Origin of the sequence: Buttiauxella izardii, from assembly GCF_003601925.1 — a bacterium.
In the GTDB taxonomy this organism is placed as follows: domain Bacteria; phylum Pseudomonadota; class Gammaproteobacteria; order Enterobacterales; family Enterobacteriaceae; genus Buttiauxella; species Buttiauxella izardii.
In genome coordinates this window covers 39,236-56,223 of record NZ_QZWH01000001.1, presented here as the reverse complement: position 1 = coordinate 56,223, position 16,988 = coordinate 39,236, and the positions used below count along the sequence as shown (strand labels likewise).

Below are 16,988 nucleotides of genomic sequence, written 5' to 3'. Positions count from 1 at the left end.
CATGAACAGACATCCTGACCATGACACACGTGAACATCTCCTTGCGACCGGCGAGCAGCTTTGCCTGCAACGCGGTTTTACTGGCATGGGATTAAGCGAACTGTTAACCACCGCCGAAGTGCCGAAAGGCTCTTTTTATCACTACTTTCGCTCTAAAGAAGCGTTTGGCGTGGCGATGCTTGAACGCTATTACACCGCTTACAACCTGCGATTAGAGCAACATTTTTCGCATGGCAGCGGGAATTATCGTGAAAAGTTATTGGCCTGGTATCAGGAAACCGTTAACTGGTTTTCCCAGCACGGTAGCCTGATCAGTTGCTTAACCGTCAAGCTGTCGGCTGAGGTTTGTGACCTTTCGGAAGACATGCGTTCGGCGTTGAACAAAGGCTCGGCGCAAATTGTTTCCCAGCTTGCCGATGCGCTGGAAAAAGGTCATGCCGAGAAAAGCCTGAAATTAAGTGATTCGGCAGTAAGCCAGGCTCAGGTGATTTATGCGCTGTGGCTCGGCGCGAGCCTGCAGGCGAAGATTTCACGGAGTGCGATGCCGCTGGAATGCGCCCTCGCCCACGTCACCCAATTATTAGCGGAGCCTGTCTCCTGACAGGCTTTTTTATTTACCAGAATACTAGACGACCGGTCTATTTTAAGGATCAAACATGTCAGCAGATAAATTATTTACCCCACTGAAAGTCGGTGCCATCACCACGCCAAACCGCATTTTTATGGCGCCGTTAACGCGCCTGCGCAGCATTGTGCCGGGTGATATCCCAACGCCTTTGATGGGCGAATACTACCGTCAGCGCGCCAGTTCCGGGCTTATCATCAGCGAAGCCACGCAGATTTCTGCACAAGCAAAAGGTTATGAAGGCGCACCAGGTCTGCATAGCGATGAGCAAATTGCCGCGTGGAAGAAAATCACCGCAGGCGTTCACGCCGCCGATGGCCGCATTGCTGTGCAGCTGTGGCATACCGGTCGTATTTCGCACAACAGCATTCAGCCAGGCCAACAGGCTCCGGTTGCACCGTCTGCACTCTCTGCGGGAACTCGTACATCGCTGCGTGATGAAAACGGTCATGCGATTCGCGTCGATACTTCCATGCCGCGTGCACTTGAACTGAATGAAATCCCTGGCATCGTCAATGACTTCCGCCAGGCGGTAGGCAACGCCCGTGATGCCGGTTTTGATATGGTTGAACTGCATTCCGCACACGGTTATTTGTTGCACCAGTTCCTCTCTCCTTCCTCTAACCATCGTACCGATGAATATGGCGGCAGCCGTGAAAACCGCGCCCGTCTGGTGCTGGAAGTGGTTGATGCCGTCAGCAAAGAGTGGAGCGCAGACCGTATTGGTATCCGTGTTTCCCCAGTCGGTTCATTCCAGAATGTGGATAACGGCCCGAATGAAGAAGATGACGCGCTGTATCTGATTGATGAACTGAACAAACGCGGTATCGCTTACCTGCATATGTCTGAGCCAGACTGGGCGGGCGGCAAGCCGTACTCAGAAGAATTCCGTCAGAAAGTGCGTGAGCGTTTCAACGGCGTGATCATCGGCGCGGGCGCTTATACCCCAGAGAAAGCCGAAGCTTTAATTGAGAAAGGTTTGATTGATGCCGTGGCCTTTGGCCGTGACTACATCGCAAACCCGGATTTGGTTGAGCGCCTGCATCATAATGCAGAACTCAACGCCCAGCGCCCGGAAACCTTCTATGGCGGCGGCGCTGAAGGCTACACCGATTACCCAACCTTATAAGACTCTTCCGTTGATAGCGGCGTTAATTCGCCGCTATACTTACCTCACATTTAGAAATTAACCCTTTAATTCTAAGAGGAATTTATAGACATGCGTTTACTTCACACCATGCTTCGCGTCGGCGACCTGCAACGTTCAATCGAGTTTTACACCAAAGTATTGGGCATGACCCTGCTGCGTACCAGCGAAAACCCTGAATACAAATACTCTCTGGCGTTCGTGGGCTACGGCCCGGAAAGCGAAGAAGCGGTTATCGAGCTGACCTACAACTGGGGCACCGAAAGCTACGATTTAGGCAATGCTTATGGCCACATTGCCCTGAGCGTGGATAACGCCGCTGAAGCTTGCGAGCGTATACGCAATAACGGCGGAAACGTCACGCGTGAAGCTGGCCCGGTAAAAGGCGGTTCCACTGTTATCGCTTTCGTTGAAGACCCAGACGGCTACAAAATTGAGCTGATCGAAAGCAAAGATGCAGGCCAAGGCCTGGGTAACTAATACCCGGTTAGCGGGTGTAATTCACGCCCGCTACTGCAACCCTCCATAAAATTTGCCATAATGCGCGCTGCTTTTTCCCCGTATTAAGAGATCCTGATGTCTGACAACACGCAACTGCATAGCCTGTGCGACCGTTTTCGTGGTTTTTATCCGGTAGTGATTGACGTTGAAACCGCCGGCTTTAACGCGAAAACCGATGCTTTACTGGAAGTCGCAGCCATCACTTTAAAGATGGATCAAGACGGCTGGTTATCGCCGGATGAAACACTGCACTTCCACGTCGAACCGTTTGAGGGCGCAATCCTTCAGCCTGAAGCGCTGGCCTTTAATGGTATCGACCCGCACAACCCTTTGCGTGGTGCCGTCAGCGAATACGATGCGCTGCATGCGATTTTTAAAATGGTGCGTAAAGGCATCAAAGACAGCGGATGCAACCGCGCAATTATGGTCGCCCATAACGCCACCTTCGATCACAGTTTTATGATGGCGGCTGCAGAACGTGCCTCGCTCAAGCGCAACCCGTTCCATCCGTTTGTGACTTTTGATACCGCTGCGTTGAGCGGGCTGGCGTTAGGCCAAACCGTACTGGCGAAAGCCTGTATCGCGGCGGGTATGCCGTTTGACAGCAGTCAGGCGCACTCTGCTTTGTATGACACCGAGCAAACCGCGCACCTGTTTTGTGAAATCGTCAACCGCTGGAAACGTTTAGGCGGCTGGCCTCTTCCACTCCCGGCAGAACCCGAAGCGTAAGCATAAAAAAAGCGACTCAAACGAGTCGCTTTTTTATTAGCTCAAACTACTGAATTGAAAATTACTCAGCGTCAGGCTCTTCAGATTTGTGCTTCTCTGCCGTCTCTTTAATCAGAGATTGCAATTCACCACGCTGATACATCTCAATGATGATATCGCAGCCGCCAACCAGCTCGCCATCAACCCACAGCTGCGGGAAAGTCGGCCAGTTAGCATATTTTGGCAGCTCAGCGCGAATGTCTGGATTCTGTAAAATATCAACGTAGGCGAAACGCTCGCCACAAGCAGACAGCGCCTGCACGGCCTGGGCAGAGAAACCACAGCTAGGCAGTTTCGGAGAACCTTTCATATACAGAAGGATTGGGTTCTCAGTGATCTGTTGTTGGATTTTTTCAATAGTGCTCATTGCTTGCTTCCTCAAACCAAGTACTGGCATTAGCCTGCCATTGTAGCGATTGACGCCCTCTCCAGAAAACACCATTTTTTACAGGGTTTTTCCGTACTGCGCGATGGAGGGACAACATGCATCAAGAATAACACTTTTCCCGCGCCTGCAAATCAGGAAATAACTATAAGCACGATCAATAAATAGCCTTACAACCATTAGTTTGGTCATTTTTTTTGCGTCCGGTAACGAAACCGCAAGATGAATAGTAAAAGGTTATTAACTTTATTGGGTTTTATAGATTAGAATCGGCGGGTTTCGCAAAATCATACACGGGCATGATGGTATTCATCATGCATTTATTTTAACCAGGGGAATGTCGAGTGGTGCGGATAACAAAAACATCTATCACGCTATGTGCTCTGCTATTTACCTTGCCGTTTACACCATTGACGCAGGCGTCTGAGCACGCACGTTCTGTTGCTGCGCAAAAAGCGCACGTTGTGAAAACCACAACGAAGAGCACAGAAAAAAGCAGCAAGAGTAAAAACAAAACCATTACCGCCAGCAAGAAAAGTAACACCACCGCAAAAACCGCAAGCAAGAAAAAAGAAGTCACTGCCGCGAAGAGTAAAACCGCTAAAAACGCCAGCAGTACCAAAACAAAGAGTCTTGCCAAAAACGACCGCAAAAAATCCTCACAGCTCGCAAAAATCCAGCCAGTTACTTACACCGAAAAATGCAGTAAGCCTCGCAAAGGCTACAAAACGCGTTGTGTGAAAGTTAAAGGCGAGAAGCCGACGACCATTGCGCAGGCGCATAAAGTCCGGGTGCAGAAAGCACAAAAAACGGCGATGAACAAATTGATGGGCCAGATTGGCAAACCGTACCGTTGGGGTGGCACTTCCCCAAGCACCGGTTTCGATTGCAGTGGTCTGGTTTATTACGCATATAAAGATTTGGTTAAATTCCGCATTCCACGTACCGCAAACGAAATGTATCACCTGCGTGATGCTTCTTCGGTCGATCGCGGCGAACTGGAAAGCGGCGACCTGGTGTTCTTCCGCACGCAAGGGCGCGGAACCGCCGATCACGTTGGTGTTTATGTCGGTAACGGTAAATTCATTCAGTCACCGCGAACCGGTCAGGATATTCAAATCACTTCATTGAGCGAAGACTATTGGCAGCGCCATTATGTCGGAGCCAAACGCGTCATGACGCCAAAAACTATTCGCTAACCTCTCTTCTTAAAAAACTCGCACCTGCCTTCAATGGGCAGGTGCGTTTCTCTTTTGCTTATCCTTTCAATTTGTTACCCTAAACCCGTACTAAAAGTGGTTATTTAACAATAGATACCCCAAAAATAAAAAGAAGGAGTTTGCAATGTCGTTCGAATTACCTGCATTACCTTATGCTAAAGATGCTTTAGCACCGCACATCTCTGCCGAAACACTGGAATACCATTACGGTAAACACCATCAAACTTACGTCACTAACCTGAACAATCTGGTTAAGGGCACCGCGTTTGAAGGCAAAACTCTGGAAGAGATCGTGCGTACTTCAGAAGGCGGCGTGTTTAACAACGCAGCCCAGGTATGGAACCACACCTTCTACTGGAACTGCCTTGCGCCAAACGCAGGCGGCGAGCCAACGGGCGAAGTGCTGGAAGCTATCAATAAATCTTTTGGTAGCTTTGCTGAGTTCAAACAGCAGTTTACCGATGCGGCTGTCAAAAACTTTGGCGCGGGTTGGACCTGGCTGGTTAAGCAAGAAGATGGCAAGTTAGCGATCGTTTCTACCTCTAACGCGGGCACACCGCTGACCACTGCGGCAAAACCACTGCTGACGGTAGACGTTTGGGAACATGCTTATTACATCGACTACCGTAATGCTCGTCCTAATTACCTCGAGCATTTCTGGGCGCTGGTGAACTGGGAATTTGTTGCGAAGAATCTGGCAGCATAAATGAAATGGGCCGCAATCGCGGCCCATTTTAATGCAGTGCAAATGATCAATGCAGAACGGCGGTTAATGCGCCAAAGACGATCAGTGCCAGAACAATAACCGTTGTGGTGATTGAAAATTTCAAATCTGTGCTCATCAATAAACTCCTTTTAATTACCTTACAATCGGTGTGTCAGGGTGATTTTCCCACAACCAGAGAGAAAAATCCTCCTGGTTTTAACCTGATATCACTTTTCCCTCTTCCACTTTTCTTCTGGATAGGCCAAAATCCCTCGCTAATTTATTGCGTACCACCAATTCAACGCCTCCTTCCGTTTTATGTCGCAATCCCGGCATACCCGCAACCCAAATGTTGCCTCAGGAGTCAGTGTACGCAAACGTTTAACATATTAGTTATCAGGAGTTTACGATATGGCCTGGAGTGAAATTTAATGGCGACAATCAAGGACGTGGCGAAGCGCGCAAACGTTTCCACTACAACCGTATCACATGTGATTAACAAAACCCGTTTTGTGGCGGAAGAAACTCGCAATGCGGTCTGGGCGGCAATCAAAGAATTACATTATTCGCCAAGCGCCGTCGCGCGCAGCCTGAAAGTGAATCACACCAAAACGATTGGCCTGCTTGCCACTTCCAGCGAAGCGCCCTATTTCGCCGAGATCATCGAAGCAGTAGAAAACAGCTGCTTTGAAAAAGGCTACACCCTGATTCTGGGTAATGCGCACAACAACTTTGAAAAACAGCGCGCCTATTTGTCGATGATGGCGCAAAAACGCGTCGATGGCCTGCTGGTAATGTGTTCTGAATATCCGGAATCGCTGCTGACCATGCTCGAAGAATATCGCCATATTCCAATGGTGGTGATGGACTGGGGCGAATCACGTGCCGACTTTACCGACTCGGTAGTCGATAACGCGTTCCACGGCGGTTATCTGGCCGGGCGTTATTTGATTGAACGTGGTCATCGTGAAATTGGTGCAATCCCAGGCCAGATGGAACGTAACACCGGCGGCGGTCGCCACGCAGGCTTTATGAAAGCGCTGGAAGAAGCCGGTATCGCTATCCCAGAAAACTGGATTGTTCAGGGCGACTTTGAGCCGGAATCAGGCTACCGCTCGATGCAGCAAATCCTCAGCCAGCCTCATCGCCCAACCGCAGTATTCTGTGGCGGCGATATTATGGCGATGGGCGCGATTTGTGCCGCTGATGAAATGGGGCTGCGCGTGCCGCAGGATGTTTCCGTTATCGGTTACGACAATGTACGCAATGCGCGTTTCTTCTCGCCTGCCCTGACCACCATTCACCAGCCGAAAGATTCGCTGGGTGAAACGGCGTTCAACATGCTGCTGGACCGTATCGTCAACAAACGCGAAGAGTCGCAATCCATTGAAGTGCATCCGCGCCTGATTGAACGCCGCTCGGTGGCCGATGGCCCGTTCCGGGATTATCGCCGTTAAAATATTGTAGGTCGGATAAGCGCAGCGTCATCCGACAGATCTCGCGTAAATGGTGGATGATGCCTACGGCTTATCCACCCTACGAACCCAGTGAATCAGCGCTGTCAGGCTCCTGCAACCACTCCTGATTCATCGTCTCGCTATCTCCCAGATAATCCAGTAACCAGCCCAGTGCGGGTGACGCATCGTTTTGCTTCCACGTCAGGCAGCACGCTGCATCCGGGAAAGGATTATCCAGCGTTAACTCACTCCACTGCCCCGATTCCAGCCACGGTTTCGCGATATGCAACGGCACCATGCCGATGCACAAACCCGCATTCAGGCAATCGGAACCCGACTCCCAATCCGGCACCACCACGCGCCGCTGGTTATCCAGCAGCCAGGTAATTCGTTTTGGTAGAGAACGCGAGGTATCTTCCAGAACTAACGACGGCCAGGCGCGCAAGTCATCATCGCTCAAAGTGCCGCCCTGGAGGGCCAATGGATGATTCGCAGCCACCACACAACGCCAGCTTAGCGTGCCCATATCGCGGAACGCATAACGCCCCCCGACCGGAATCGCCTGCGTCGCACCAATCGCCACTTCAACTCGCCCATCCGCCAGCGCATCCCACACGCCGTTGAAAACTTCCTGGAAAATGCGCAGCTCGATATCCGGGAAATGGCGATAAAAATCCACCACCAGCTGGCGTGTGCGTTCCGGTTTTACAATGTTGTCGACGGCAATCGCTAAGTGTCCACGCCATCCATTAGCGATCTGTTGGCACTGTTGCCGTGTCGTCATCATTTTTTTGATAACAGAACGGCCTTCTTTCAAAAAGAAGACGCCTGCGGGGGTTAATTCAACGTCCCGATGGCGGCGCTCAAACAGCGGAACCGCTAACCAATCCTCGAGTTGCCGTACCGTATAGCTAATGGCAGACGGAACGCGGTGCAACTCTTGCGCAGCACCACTGAAGCTGCCATTGCGCGCCACCGCATCGATCACTTCCAGCGAATATTCAGACCACATTTTTCTGCTCACAAAATTTTTGAACGCAACAGACAAATATTAGCGTTTCACAAGCCTAATTGCACTCCGTACACTCTCGCAGCAATTAACCTGCAAGATAAATCAAGAGAAAAACATGCAACCATCAAAAGGATTTCTTATCTGGCTGGCCGGATTAAGTGTGCTGGGCTTCCTCGCCACAGACATGTATCTGCCTGCTTTCGCTGCCATTCAGCAAGATTTACAGACCGATGCTTCCGCTGTGAGCGCAAGCCTGAGTTTGTTCCTCGCGGGATTTGCCTTCGCCCAGTTAATGTGGGGGCCGCTGTCTGACCATTTTGGCCGCAAACCTGTTTTGCTGGCGGGTCTGAGTCTGTTCGCCATTGGTTGTATCGGCATGTTGTGGGTCGAAAGCGCCACCGCATTGCTGGTGCTGCGTTTTGTCCAGGCGGTGGGTGTGTGTTCTGCGGCGGTAAGCTGGCAGGCACTGGTGACCGATTACTACCCGGCGAGCCGTGCGAATCGTATTTTTGCCACCATTATGCCGCTGGTAGGTTTGTCTCCAGCACTGGCACCGCTGCTCGGTAGCTGGATTTTGACGCACTTTGACTGGCAGGCGATTTTCGCCACGCTGTTTGCCATCACGCTGCTGCTGATGATCCCAACGCTGCGCCTGAAGCCGCGTACTCAGCATCATCCGCAAACTGAAGACAACAAAGTCAGCTTTATGTCGTTGCTGCGTAATCGCGTGTATAGCGGCAACGTGTTGATTTACGCGGCCTGCTCCGCAAGCTTCTTTGCCTGGCTGACCGGTTCCCCGTTCATTCTGAACGATATGGGCTACAGCCCGGCGGCAATTGGTTTGAGCTACGTGCCACAAACTATCGCCTTCCTGATTGGCGGTTACGGCTGCCGTAGCGCACTGCAAAAATGGAGCGGCAAACAAATGCTGCCATGGCTGCTGGCGCTCTATACGCTGAGCATTTTCGGCACCTGGGCGGTTGCGGTAAGCGGCCACGCCACACTCACGTTGCTGCTCATTCCATTCTGTCTGATGGCGGTGGCGAACGGCGCAATTTACCCGATTGTCGTGGCGTCTGCCCTGCTGCCGTTCCCGCAGGCCACCGGTAAAGCCGCCGCGCTGCAAAACACGCTGCAACTGGGCCTGTGCTTCCTGGCAAGTTTGATGGTGTCGTGGCTGGTCATTACGCCACTGCTGACCACCACCAGCGTGATGTTGGTGACCATTGCTCTGGCGATGTTGGGTTATCTGATGCAGCGTCGTAGCAATGTTGAAGTCTGGCAACCTGCTGAATCCGATGCTTAATAATAACCACGCCGAATAGATTAGCGTGCTAACAATATTTTATTGAATCACTCACCAGGCGAGCCTATACTGATTAGCGGCTCGTTTGTCAGCACTATTATAAAGATGTTTCGACGGGAGCCTTCGTGCTCCCGTTTGTTGTTTTTGAAGCTTATTTTATGGGCTATCGCCCCTTTCTCTGTTCTACGTCGGATATCAGGCTCGCGGAATTTTCCGTGACATTTCTCACATGCCCAAAATAGCGTCTACGCTGTTTTAAGGTTCCTCACACAAAGGTGATGGAGAAGCTATGAGTTCATCGTGTATAGAAGAAGTCAGCATAAGAAATAACCCGTGGTATCGAATTGTGAACGAAATGCTCGCTAAGGCCGGAGTGGAAATCAACGGCCCGCGCCCTTTCGATATCCAGGTTAAACATCCCGATTTTTTTAAACGCGTCCTGCAAGAGGGTTCACTCGGGCTGGGTGAAAGCTATATGGACGGTTGGTGGGATTGCGAACGGCTGGATATCTTTTTTAATAACGCCATTCGCGCCGGACTTGAGAATCAACTTCCCCGCCATTTAAAAGACACACTGCGCATTGCCGCCGCCCGAATAATGAACCTGCAATCTAAAAAACGCGCCTGGATTGTCGGTAAAGAACATTACGATCTCGGCAACGATTTATTTAGCCGCATGCTTGATGAACACATGCAATATTCCTGTGGCTACTGGAAAGAAGCCACCACGCTGAGCGATGCGCAGAACGCCAAACTCAAAATGATCTGCGATAAATTGCAGCTTGAGCCTGGCATGACGCTGCTCGATATCGGCTGCGGCTGGGGCGGCCTTGCGTACTATGCCGCGAAACACTACGGCGTCGCGGTGCATGGCGTAACTATCTCTGCTGAACAACAAAAAATGGCGCAAGAGCGTTGTGCGGGGCTGGATGTCACCATTTTGCTGCAAGACTATCGCGAGCTGGATATGCAGTTTGACCGCATTGTTTCCGTCGGCATGTTTGAACATGTCGGGCCGAAAAACTACGCCACCTATTTTAATGTTGCCGACCGCAACCTGAAACCGGAAGGTATTTTCCTGCTACACACCATTGGTTCCAATAAAACCGATAACTGCGTTGATCCGTGGATCGATAAATATATCTTCCCGAATGGTTGCCTGCCGTCGGTTCGCCAGATTGCACAAGCCAGCGAAAGCCATTTCGTGATGGAAGACTGGCATAATTTTGGTGCCGATTACGATAAAACGTTAATGGCCTGGAATGAGCGTTTCCTGAACCACTGGCCAGAAATTGCCGATAACTATTCCGACCGCTTTAAACGCATGTTTAGCTATTACCTGAATGCCTGCGCCGGAGCCTTCCGCGCTCGTGATATTCAGCTATGGCAAATTGTCTTTAGCCGCGGCATTGAAGACGGCTTGCGCGTTCCACATTGATGAATAAAGGCCCCGGTTTGTCCGGGGTTGTTCCCCTCTGCAACTTCGTAGCATTTTCTTAACAAAGCGTGACATTCTTCACGTTTCCATCGCTCCTTTTTCCACGAGTTTGATCTCGTTAACACTTATCCTTTTCTCAATTGGAAACCGGTTTCCATTTTGTTTCACAATAACGGCACTTCCCGAAACAATAACAAGGATACCGCCATGAGCATCTACCAAAAAATGGTCAATGTGATTGAGCAAAAAGTCACCCCTATGGCCGGAGCGATGGGCTCTCAGCGCCATGTCATCGCTATTCGTGATGGTTTTATTGCTGCACTGCCGTTTATGATTATCGGTTCGTTCTTGTTAGTGTTTATTTTCCCGCCCTTCTCGCCGGACAGCAGCTGGGGTTTTGCCCGCTCGTGGCTGAATTTCTCCCAGACTTACCGCGAACAATTAATGCTGCCGTTTAACCTCAGCATGGGCGTGATGACGTTCTTTATCTCCGTCGGTATTGGCGCAAGTTTGGGTAAGCACTACAAACTCGACCCGATCATGACAGGCCTGCTGGCGTTTATGGCCTTTTTACTGGTCGCCGCACCCTATAAAGACGGGCAAATTTCCACACAGTATTTCTCAGGCCAGGGCATCTTTACCGCGTTAATCACGGCGATTTACGCCAGCGAAATTTACGCTCTGCTGAAGCGTCACAACATCACCATTCGCCTGCCAAAAGAAGTGCCGACCGGCGTGGCGCGTTCCTTTGAAATCCTGATTCCGGTGGTGGTGATTGTTGCCACGCTGCACCCGCTGAACCTGTTTATCGAGTCCACCACCGGCATGATTATTCCTGAAGCCATCATGCATCTGCTGGCCCCGCTGGTTTCAGCTTCAGACTCGCTGCCTGCGATTTTGATCTCAGTGTTTATCTGCCAGATTCTGTGGTTTGCCGGGATCCACGGCGCGTTAATCGTGACCGGGATTATGAACCCGTTCTGGATGGCGAACCTTTCCGCTAACCAGACCGCACTCGCCGCAGGCAATGTTCTGCCGCATATCTATCTGCAAGGTTTCTGGGATCACTATCTGCTGATTGGTGGCGTGGGATCGACGTTGCCGCTGGCCTTCTTATTACTGCGTAGCCGTGCGATTCACCTGCGCACCATCGGCAAAATGGGCGTGGTGCCGAGCTTCTTTAACATCAACGAACCGATTCTCTTCGGTACGCCAATCATCATGAACCCGCTGTTCTTCCTGCCGTTCACGCTGGTGCCGATGATCAACGCCACGCTGGCGTATGTTGCCACTAAACTCGGCTGGGTTGCACAAGTGGTGTCGCTCACTCCGTGGACAACGCCAGCGCCGATTGGGGCTTCATGGGCCGCAAATTGGGCGGTAAGTCCCGTAATCATGTGCCTGATTTGTATGGTCATGTCGGCTGTGATGTATTACCCATTCCTGAAGGCTTACGAGCGCACCCTGTTACAAAAGCAGGATGAAGAGCGTAGCGCCCAGGAAGGTGAAAACCCTGTTACCGCAAATTAATTTTTAGAGGCCTGCCGGTCTGGCAGGCTCGTCCGTCACAAGAGGAACTGTAATGAAATACCAATTTCCTGATAATTTTTGGTGGGGCAGCGCCAGTTCAGCACCACAAACCGAAGGCGAAACTCTCTCTTTTGGCAAATCTGCCACCATTTGGGACCAATGGTTTAAGGAACAACCGACTCGCTTCCACAACGGCGTAGGCCCGGCGGATACCTCCACGTTCTATAAAAACTGGAAGCAAGATATCGCCCTGCTTAAAGAGCTGAATCACAATACTTTCCGCACCTCGATTTCCTGGGCGCGCTTAATTCCTGAAGGCCGTGGGGCAGTGAATCAGGAAGCGGTCACTTTCTACAATCAGGTGATTGATGAACTGGTGGCGCAAGGCATTAAGCCGTTTATCAACCTGTTCCACTTTGATATGCCGATGGTTATGCAGCAGCAAGGCGGCTGGGAAAATCGTGACGTTGTCACGGCTTATGCTGAATTTGCCAACGTGTGCTTCGAGCTGTTTGGCGACCGCGTGAAACATTGGTTCACCTTCAACGAACCGGTTGTGCCGGTCGAAGGCGGCTATTTATATGATTTCCATTACCCGAACGTGGTGGATTTCAAACGTGCGGCTACCGTTGCCTACCACACCATGATTGCCCACTCGCTGGCGGTGAAGGCTTACCACGAGCGTAACGACGGCGGCGAAATCGGCATTATTCTCAACCTCACCCCTTCTTACCCACGCTCGCAAAACCCGGCGGATGTGAAAGCGGCAAACATCGCTGACCTGATGTTCAACCGCAGTTTCCTTGACCCGGCTCTGCGTGGTGAATATCCGCAAGAACTGGTCGCCCTGCTGAAAGAACACGGCCAACTGCCTGCGTGTCAGGACGGTGACAAAGAATTGCTGGCAGCGGGTGTCGTCGATTTACTGGGCATCAACTATTACCAGCCGCGCCGCATTAAATGCCGCGATTCGCAGGTTAACCCAGACAGCCCGTTCATGCCGGAGTGGTTCTTTGAATCCTACGAAATGCCGGGCCGCAAAATGAACCCGTATCGCGGCTGGGAAATTTACGAGCAAGGCATCTACGACATTCTGACCAACCTGCGTGAGAACTACGGCAACCCAAATTGCTATATTTCTGAGAACGGAATGGGCGTTGAAAACGAACAACGTTTCGATGAAAACGGCCAGATTCAGGATGATTACCGCATTGATTTCGTGCGCGATCACCTGAAATGGCTGCATAAAGGGATTAGCGAAGGCAGCAACTGCCTCGGTTATCATATGTGGACGTTTATTGATAACTGGTCCTGGTGTAATGCCTACAAAAACCGCTACGGTTTTGTCTCGCTAAACCTTGAAACGCAGCAACGCACCATCAAGAAAAGCGGTGAGTGGTACAAAGCGACCGCCGCAGAAAACGGTTTTAATTAACAATACTGAGCCGTACGGCGGGCAAGCGCAGCGCCCCCGCCACAACATGTAAAACCGGTGGATGGCGCTTTGCGCGTCCACCCTGATAAGACAACACACTATGTCGAATATTAATGATGTTGCACGCCTGGCGCAGGTTTCCAAAGCCACCGTTTCGCGTGTTTTAAGCGGCAGTCGTGGCGTTAAAGAAGAGAGTCGCCAGGCAGTATTACGCGCGGCTGAAATTCTCAATTACAAACCCAATGCCATTGCTCAATCACTGAGTAGCCAGTCGACAAACTGCATTGGGGTTATCTGCGCAACTGAGCATATTCAGCAGTCTACGGGTTACCTGCAGGCACTTGAAAAACAACTTAATCAGCATCATAAACACTTGTTACTGCGCTTCGCTAATGACCCGGATAGCGTCGCGCAGGCGGCTCAAGAGTTATCAAACGGCTTATGTGACGCGCTGGTTGTGGTCGGTGCGCGTTTCCCGCTGCCTGAACTCGACGACGACATTATGTTGATTGATTGCCTGGACGGTTCACACGCGTTAAGCATTCAGTGTGACCACGTTTTCGCCGCTGAAACCGCCGTGCACTATTTGTGTAACCAGCAGCGGCGGCAAATCGCCCTGATTAACTTCGCCAGCGGTGACGCGGCAGCACAAACGCTCGAAGGTTATCACCAGGCGCTGCACAACCATGTGGTGCCTTTTAACCGCCAGTTAGTCATTGACGATGAGTCGTCGGTGCGGATTGCTTTGCAGCGCCTGATTAATCGCGGTGTGAAGTTTTCAGCCCTGCTGGTGACGGACGACACCCAGGCACAAGAAGCGGTGATGATGCTCAATCAGTACCAGCTCAAAGTACCGGAACAGGTGATGGTGTTTAGCCTGGACGGTTCGACAAGAATGCCGGGTTCTAACGCCATTCCAGCGATTAAGTATCCGCTAGAAAGCATTGCGCGGCGGGCGGTAGAGTTATTGCTTGGGGAACGGCACACTGCGGATTTGGTACGCGGCAGTTTGTTGATTGCTTAATAAAGTCGGATGACGCTGGCGCTTATCCGACCTACAGCTTGATGTGGTACGGTGGATAAGCCCGTGGCGTTATCCACCCTTTAAAACTCACTCTTTCGGCAGCAACGCTTCCAGAGCAGCTTCACGTTGTGCCAGCACGCGCTCAACGGTATCGACAATCGCCTGGGTTTGCGGGTCGATTTCAATATTAATTTTATGCCCTAACTTCTTGCTGCCAAGCGTAGTGCGCTCCAGCGTTTCCGGAATTAAATGCACACAGAAACGAGTCGCGGTCACTTCGCCGACCGTCAGGCTAATACCGTCAATGCCGATATATCCTTTATGCAGGATATATTTCATTAGCGATTTATCCTGGATCTTAAACCAAATTTGACGGTTGTTTTCCGAGGTCAAAATTTTAGACACTTCGGCAGTCGTCATAATATGGCCGGACATTAAATGGCCGCCGATTTCATCATTAAATTTGGCTGCACGTTCAACGTTAACTTTATCGCCCACCACCAGCTCACCGAGATTGGTAATGCGCAGCGTCTCTTTCATTAAGTCAAAGCTGACGTGGTTGCCATTGATTTCAGTGACCGTCAGGCAACAGCCGTTGTGCGCCACCGACGCCCCCGTTTCAAGGCCAGGCAGCATGGCATCCGGCATTTCAATCACGTGGGTACGGAAGTTTGGTTTCTCGTCAATGGAGACCAGGGACGCAGTGCCCTGCACAATACCTGTAAACATCGTAAAGCTCCTGGTAATTATTCGACTGCTGATAATTCGTAATGCTGCACTTTAACAGTTGGAAAAAATGCTTGCCAGTCATCCGCACTACCCCACCATTATTTGGCTGGCGTATTCGATTTGTGCCGCTACAATAGTCAGGCTAATTCCCCTGCGATTCCTATTTTTCTGCCATTTCTGGCGGTCTTGTTGTCTTTCTAAAAACTAATAATAATCAGGTGTAAAAATGCAGAAGTACATAGTTGAAGCCCGCCAACTGCTCTCGTTGGCGATACCCGTGATCCTCGCACAAGTCGCACAAACCTCGATGGGCTTTGTCGATACCGTGATGGCCGGCGGCTACAGCGCAACCGATATGGCCGCTGTGGCAATCGGAACCTCCATCTGGCTGCCCGCCATTCTCTTCGGCCACGGTTTGTTAATGGCGCTGACGCCAACCGTCGCGCAGCTCAACGGCTCTGGCCGTCGTGAGCGTATCGCTCACCAGATTCGCCAGGGCTTTTGGCTGGCGGGCATTGTCTCCGCGCTCATCATGATCGTGCTGTGGAACGCGGGCTATATCATTCACGCGATGAAAGATATCGACCCACAACTTGCCGATAAAGCCGTGGGCTATTTGCGCGCGCTGCTGTGGGGCGTCCCCGGTTATCTATTCTTCCAGGTGGCGCGTAACCAGTGCGAGGGTTTAGCAAAAACCAAACCCGGTATGGTGATGGGTTTTATCGGTTTACTGGTCAATATTCCGGTGAACTACATCTTTATTTACGGCCACTTCGGGATGCCTGAATTGGGCGGCGTGGGCTGTGGTGTCGCAACCGCTGCCGTGTATTGGGTGATGTTCATCTTCATGATTTCTTATGTGAAGAAAGCCCGCTCAATGCGCGACCTGAAGCTGGAAAAAGGCTTTATCAAACCCGACTGGAAAGTGATGTATCGCTTAACCCAACTCGGTTTGCCGATTGCACTGGCGCTGTTCTTTGAAGTCACCCTGTTCGCGGTGGTCGCCCTGCTGGTCGCTCCGCTGGGGATCGTTGACGTTGCAGGCCACCAGATTGCGCTGAACTTCAGCTCGCTGATGTTTGTTCTGCCGATGTCTCTTTCTGCGGCAGTGACCATTCGTGTCGGCTTCCGCCTCGGCCAGGGTTCAACGCTTGATGCGCAAACGGCAGCGTGGACGGGTATTGCAGTGGGCATGTGTATGGCGACACTCACCGCGATTTTCACGGTCGTGATGCGCGAGCACATCGCACTACTTTATAACAGCAACCCGGAAGTGGTCGCGCTGGCGGCGCACCTGATGCTGCTGGCGGCGGTTTATCAGCTTTCCGATTCCGTGCAGGTTATCGGCAGCGGCGTGTTGCGTGGTTATAAAGATACGCGCTCGATTTTCTTTATCACGTTTATCGCCTACTGGGTGCTCGGCTTGCCAAGCGGTTATATCCTGGCGCTGACGGATTGGGTGGTTGAACCGATGGGCCCGGCCGGTTTCTGGACCGGATTTATCATCGGCCTGACCTCTGCGGCCATCATGATGATGCTGCGGATGCGTTGGTTACAGCGCCAACCTTCCATCACGATTTTGCAGCGCGCAGCACGTTAAAATCGGATAGCCGCCATTTCGGCGGCTATTTTTAAGCCGAGTTGCGCAGATGCGCAGCAAACGAGTGAAATCTGGAAGAAATTTGCTGTTTTTAGCTTGCAAGGC

General features: G+C 51.4%; 17 protein-coding genes. 13 read left to right on the top strand and 4 right to left on the bottom strand.

Annotation, left to right across the window (positions count from 1 at the left end; all coding sequences use genetic code 11):
• The first annotated feature begins 1 nt into the window (after window position 1).
• The 4 genes from D6029_RS00275 (at window position 2) to rnt (ending at window position 3,002) form a co-directional block, all read left to right on the top strand.
• Window positions 2–601 (top strand): TetR/AcrR family transcriptional regulator, encoded by a 600-nt coding sequence (locus D6029_RS00275; RefSeq protein WP_120062821.1) that lies wholly within the window; start codon window positions 2–4, stop codon window positions 599–601.
• A 55-nt stretch (window positions 602–656) separates the two neighbouring features.
• The gene (nemA, locus tag D6029_RS00270; protein ID WP_120062819.1) at window positions 657–1,754 is read left to right on the top strand and encodes an alkene reductase; all 1,098 of its coding nucleotides are present in this window, start codon (window positions 657–659) and stop codon (window positions 1,752–1,754) included.
• Window positions 1,755–1,844: 90 nt separating this feature from the next.
• The gene (gene gloA, locus D6029_RS00265; protein ID WP_120062817.1) at window positions 1,845–2,252 is read left to right on the top strand and encodes a lactoylglutathione lyase; all 408 of its coding nucleotides are present in this window, start codon (window positions 1,845–1,847) and stop codon (window positions 2,250–2,252) included.
• 96 nt (window positions 2,253–2,348) lie between these two features.
• Complete coding sequence (gene rnt / locus D6029_RS00260; protein ID WP_120062815.1) at window positions 2,349–3,002, top strand: ribonuclease T; 654 nt, start codon at window positions 2,349–2,351, stop codon at window positions 3,000–3,002.
• A gap of 61 nt (window positions 3,003–3,063) precedes the next feature.
• On the opposite strand, the gene D6029_RS00255 is transcribed toward rnt, so the two are convergent.
• The gene (locus D6029_RS00255) at window positions 3,064–3,408 is read right to left on the bottom strand and encodes a Grx4 family monothiol glutaredoxin (protein ID WP_120062813.1); all 345 of its coding nucleotides are present in this window, start codon (window positions 3,406–3,408) and stop codon (window positions 3,064–3,066) included.
• A gap of 362 nt (window positions 3,409–3,770) precedes the next feature.
• Between D6029_RS00255 and D6029_RS00250 the strand changes: the two genes are divergently transcribed.
• Both D6029_RS00250 and sodB read left to right on the top strand, forming a co-directional pair.
• Window positions 3,771–4,625, top strand: a complete 855-nt coding sequence (locus tag D6029_RS00250; RefSeq protein ID WP_120062811.1) for a C40 family peptidase — start codon at window positions 3,771–3,773, stop codon at window positions 4,623–4,625.
• A 145-nt stretch (window positions 4,626–4,770) separates the two neighbouring features.
• The gene (sodB, locus tag D6029_RS00245) at window positions 4,771–5,352 is read left to right on the top strand and encodes a superoxide dismutase [Fe] (protein WP_120062809.1); all 582 of its coding nucleotides are present in this window, start codon (window positions 4,771–4,773) and stop codon (window positions 5,350–5,352) included.
• Window positions 5,353–5,398: 46 nt separating this feature from the next.
• Here sodB and cydH read toward each other — a convergent pair whose 3' ends face one another.
• Window positions 5,399–5,488, bottom strand: a complete 90-nt coding sequence (gene cydH, locus D6029_RS00240) for a cytochrome bd-I oxidase subunit CydH (RefSeq protein WP_115628380.1) — start codon at window positions 5,486–5,488, stop codon at window positions 5,399–5,401.
• Window positions 5,489–5,783: 295 nt separating this feature from the next.
• Here cydH and purR point away from each other — a divergent pair, with 295 nt between their 5' ends.
• On the top strand, window positions 5,784–6,809 hold the full coding sequence (gene purR, locus D6029_RS00235; RefSeq protein ID WP_120062807.1) for an HTH-type transcriptional repressor PurR: 1,026 nt from the start codon (window positions 5,784–5,786) through the stop codon (window positions 6,807–6,809).
• 79 nt (window positions 6,810–6,888) lie between these two features.
• Here the strand turns inward: purR and punR are convergent, their stop codons facing one another.
• Entirely contained in the window at window positions 6,889–7,821 is a 933-nt protein-coding gene (punR, locus tag D6029_RS00230) for a DNA-binding transcriptional activator PunR (RefSeq protein ID WP_120062805.1), read from the bottom strand.
• A gap of 115 nt (window positions 7,822–7,936) precedes the next feature.
• Here punR and punC point away from each other — a divergent pair, with 115 nt between their 5' ends.
• From punC to D6029_RS00205, 5 genes are all read left to right on the top strand, one after another.
• A complete protein-coding gene (punC, locus tag D6029_RS00225) occupies window positions 7,937–9,127 on the top strand; it encodes a purine nucleoside transporter PunC (RefSeq protein WP_120062803.1) in 1,191 nt (396 codons plus the stop codon).
• 289 nt (window positions 9,128–9,416) lie between these two features.
• The gene (gene cfa / locus D6029_RS00220) at window positions 9,417–10,565 is read left to right on the top strand and encodes a cyclopropane fatty acyl phospholipid synthase (RefSeq protein ID WP_120062801.1); all 1,149 of its coding nucleotides are present in this window, start codon (window positions 9,417–9,419) and stop codon (window positions 10,563–10,565) included.
• A gap of 207 nt (window positions 10,566–10,772) precedes the next feature.
• Window positions 10,773–12,095: a PTS sugar transporter subunit IIC gene (locus tag D6029_RS00215; RefSeq protein ID WP_120062799.1), complete on the top strand. Its 1,323-nt coding sequence runs from the start codon at window positions 10,773–10,775 to the stop codon at window positions 12,093–12,095.
• 52 nt (window positions 12,096–12,147) lie between these two features.
• Window positions 12,148–13,530: a glycoside hydrolase family 1 protein gene (locus tag D6029_RS00210; RefSeq protein WP_120062797.1), complete on the top strand. Its 1,383-nt coding sequence runs from the start codon at window positions 12,148–12,150 to the stop codon at window positions 13,528–13,530.
• A gap of 100 nt (window positions 13,531–13,630) precedes the next feature.
• Window positions 13,631–14,554: a LacI family DNA-binding transcriptional regulator gene (locus D6029_RS00205; protein WP_120062795.1), complete on the top strand. Its 924-nt coding sequence runs from the start codon at window positions 13,631–13,633 to the stop codon at window positions 14,552–14,554.
• Window positions 14,555–14,641: 87 nt separating this feature from the next.
• Here the strand turns inward: D6029_RS00205 and D6029_RS00200 are convergent, their stop codons facing one another.
• Window positions 14,642–15,283 (bottom strand): riboflavin synthase subunit alpha, encoded by a 642-nt coding sequence (locus tag D6029_RS00200; protein ID WP_120062793.1) that lies wholly within the window; start codon window positions 15,281–15,283, stop codon window positions 14,642–14,644.
• Between the two features lie 226 nt (window positions 15,284–15,509).
• Here D6029_RS00200 and mdtK point away from each other — a divergent pair, with 226 nt between their 5' ends.
• Complete coding sequence (mdtK, locus tag D6029_RS00195) at window positions 15,510–16,883, top strand: MdtK family multidrug efflux MATE transporter (protein WP_120062791.1); 1,374 nt, start codon at window positions 15,510–15,512, stop codon at window positions 16,881–16,883.
• Window positions 16,884–16,988: the final 105 nt, after the last annotated feature.

Bases quoted from the DNA above. Each gene is read 5' to 3' on its own strand.
- D6029_RS00275 (WP_120062821.1), top strand. From the start codon at position 2: ATGAACAGACATCCTGACCATGACACACGTGAACATCTCCTTGCGACC.
- nemA (WP_120062819.1), top strand. From the start codon at position 657: ATGTCAGCAGATAAATTATTTACCCCACTGAAAGTCGGTGCCATCACC.
- gloA (WP_120062817.1), top strand. From the start codon at position 1,845: ATGCGTTTACTTCACACCATGCTTCGCGTCGGCGACCTGCAACGTTCA.
- rnt (WP_120062815.1), top strand. From the start codon at position 2,349: ATGTCTGACAACACGCAACTGCATAGCCTGTGCGACCGTTTTCGTGGT.
- D6029_RS00255 (WP_120062813.1), bottom strand. From the start codon at position 3,408: ATGAGCACTATTGAAAAAATCCAACAACAGATCACTGAGAACCCAATC.
- sodB (WP_120062809.1), top strand. From the start codon at position 4,771: ATGTCGTTCGAATTACCTGCATTACCTTATGCTAAAGATGCTTTAGCA.
- cydH (WP_115628380.1), bottom strand. From the start codon at position 5,488: ATGAGCACAGATTTGAAATTTTCAATCACCACAACGGTTATTGTTCTG.
- purR (WP_120062807.1), top strand. From the start codon at position 5,784: ATGGCGACAATCAAGGACGTGGCGAAGCGCGCAAACGTTTCCACTACA.
- punR (WP_120062805.1), bottom strand. From the start codon at position 7,821: ATGTGGTCTGAATATTCGCTGGAAGTGATCGATGCGGTGGCGCGCAAT.
- punC (WP_120062803.1), top strand. From the start codon at position 7,937: ATGCAACCATCAAAAGGATTTCTTATCTGGCTGGCCGGATTAAGTGTG.
- cfa (WP_120062801.1), top strand. From the start codon at position 9,417: ATGAGTTCATCGTGTATAGAAGAAGTCAGCATAAGAAATAACCCGTGG.
- D6029_RS00215 (WP_120062799.1), top strand. From the start codon at position 10,773: ATGAGCATCTACCAAAAAATGGTCAATGTGATTGAGCAAAAAGTCACC.
- D6029_RS00210 (WP_120062797.1), top strand. From the start codon at position 12,148: ATGAAATACCAATTTCCTGATAATTTTTGGTGGGGCAGCGCCAGTTCA.
- D6029_RS00205 (WP_120062795.1), top strand. From the start codon at position 13,631: ATGTCGAATATTAATGATGTTGCACGCCTGGCGCAGGTTTCCAAAGCC.
- D6029_RS00200 (WP_120062793.1), bottom strand. From the start codon at position 15,283: ATGTTTACAGGTATTGTGCAGGGCACTGCGTCCCTGGTCTCCATTGAC.
- mdtK (WP_120062791.1), top strand. From the start codon at position 15,510: ATGCAGAAGTACATAGTTGAAGCCCGCCAACTGCTCTCGTTGGCGATA.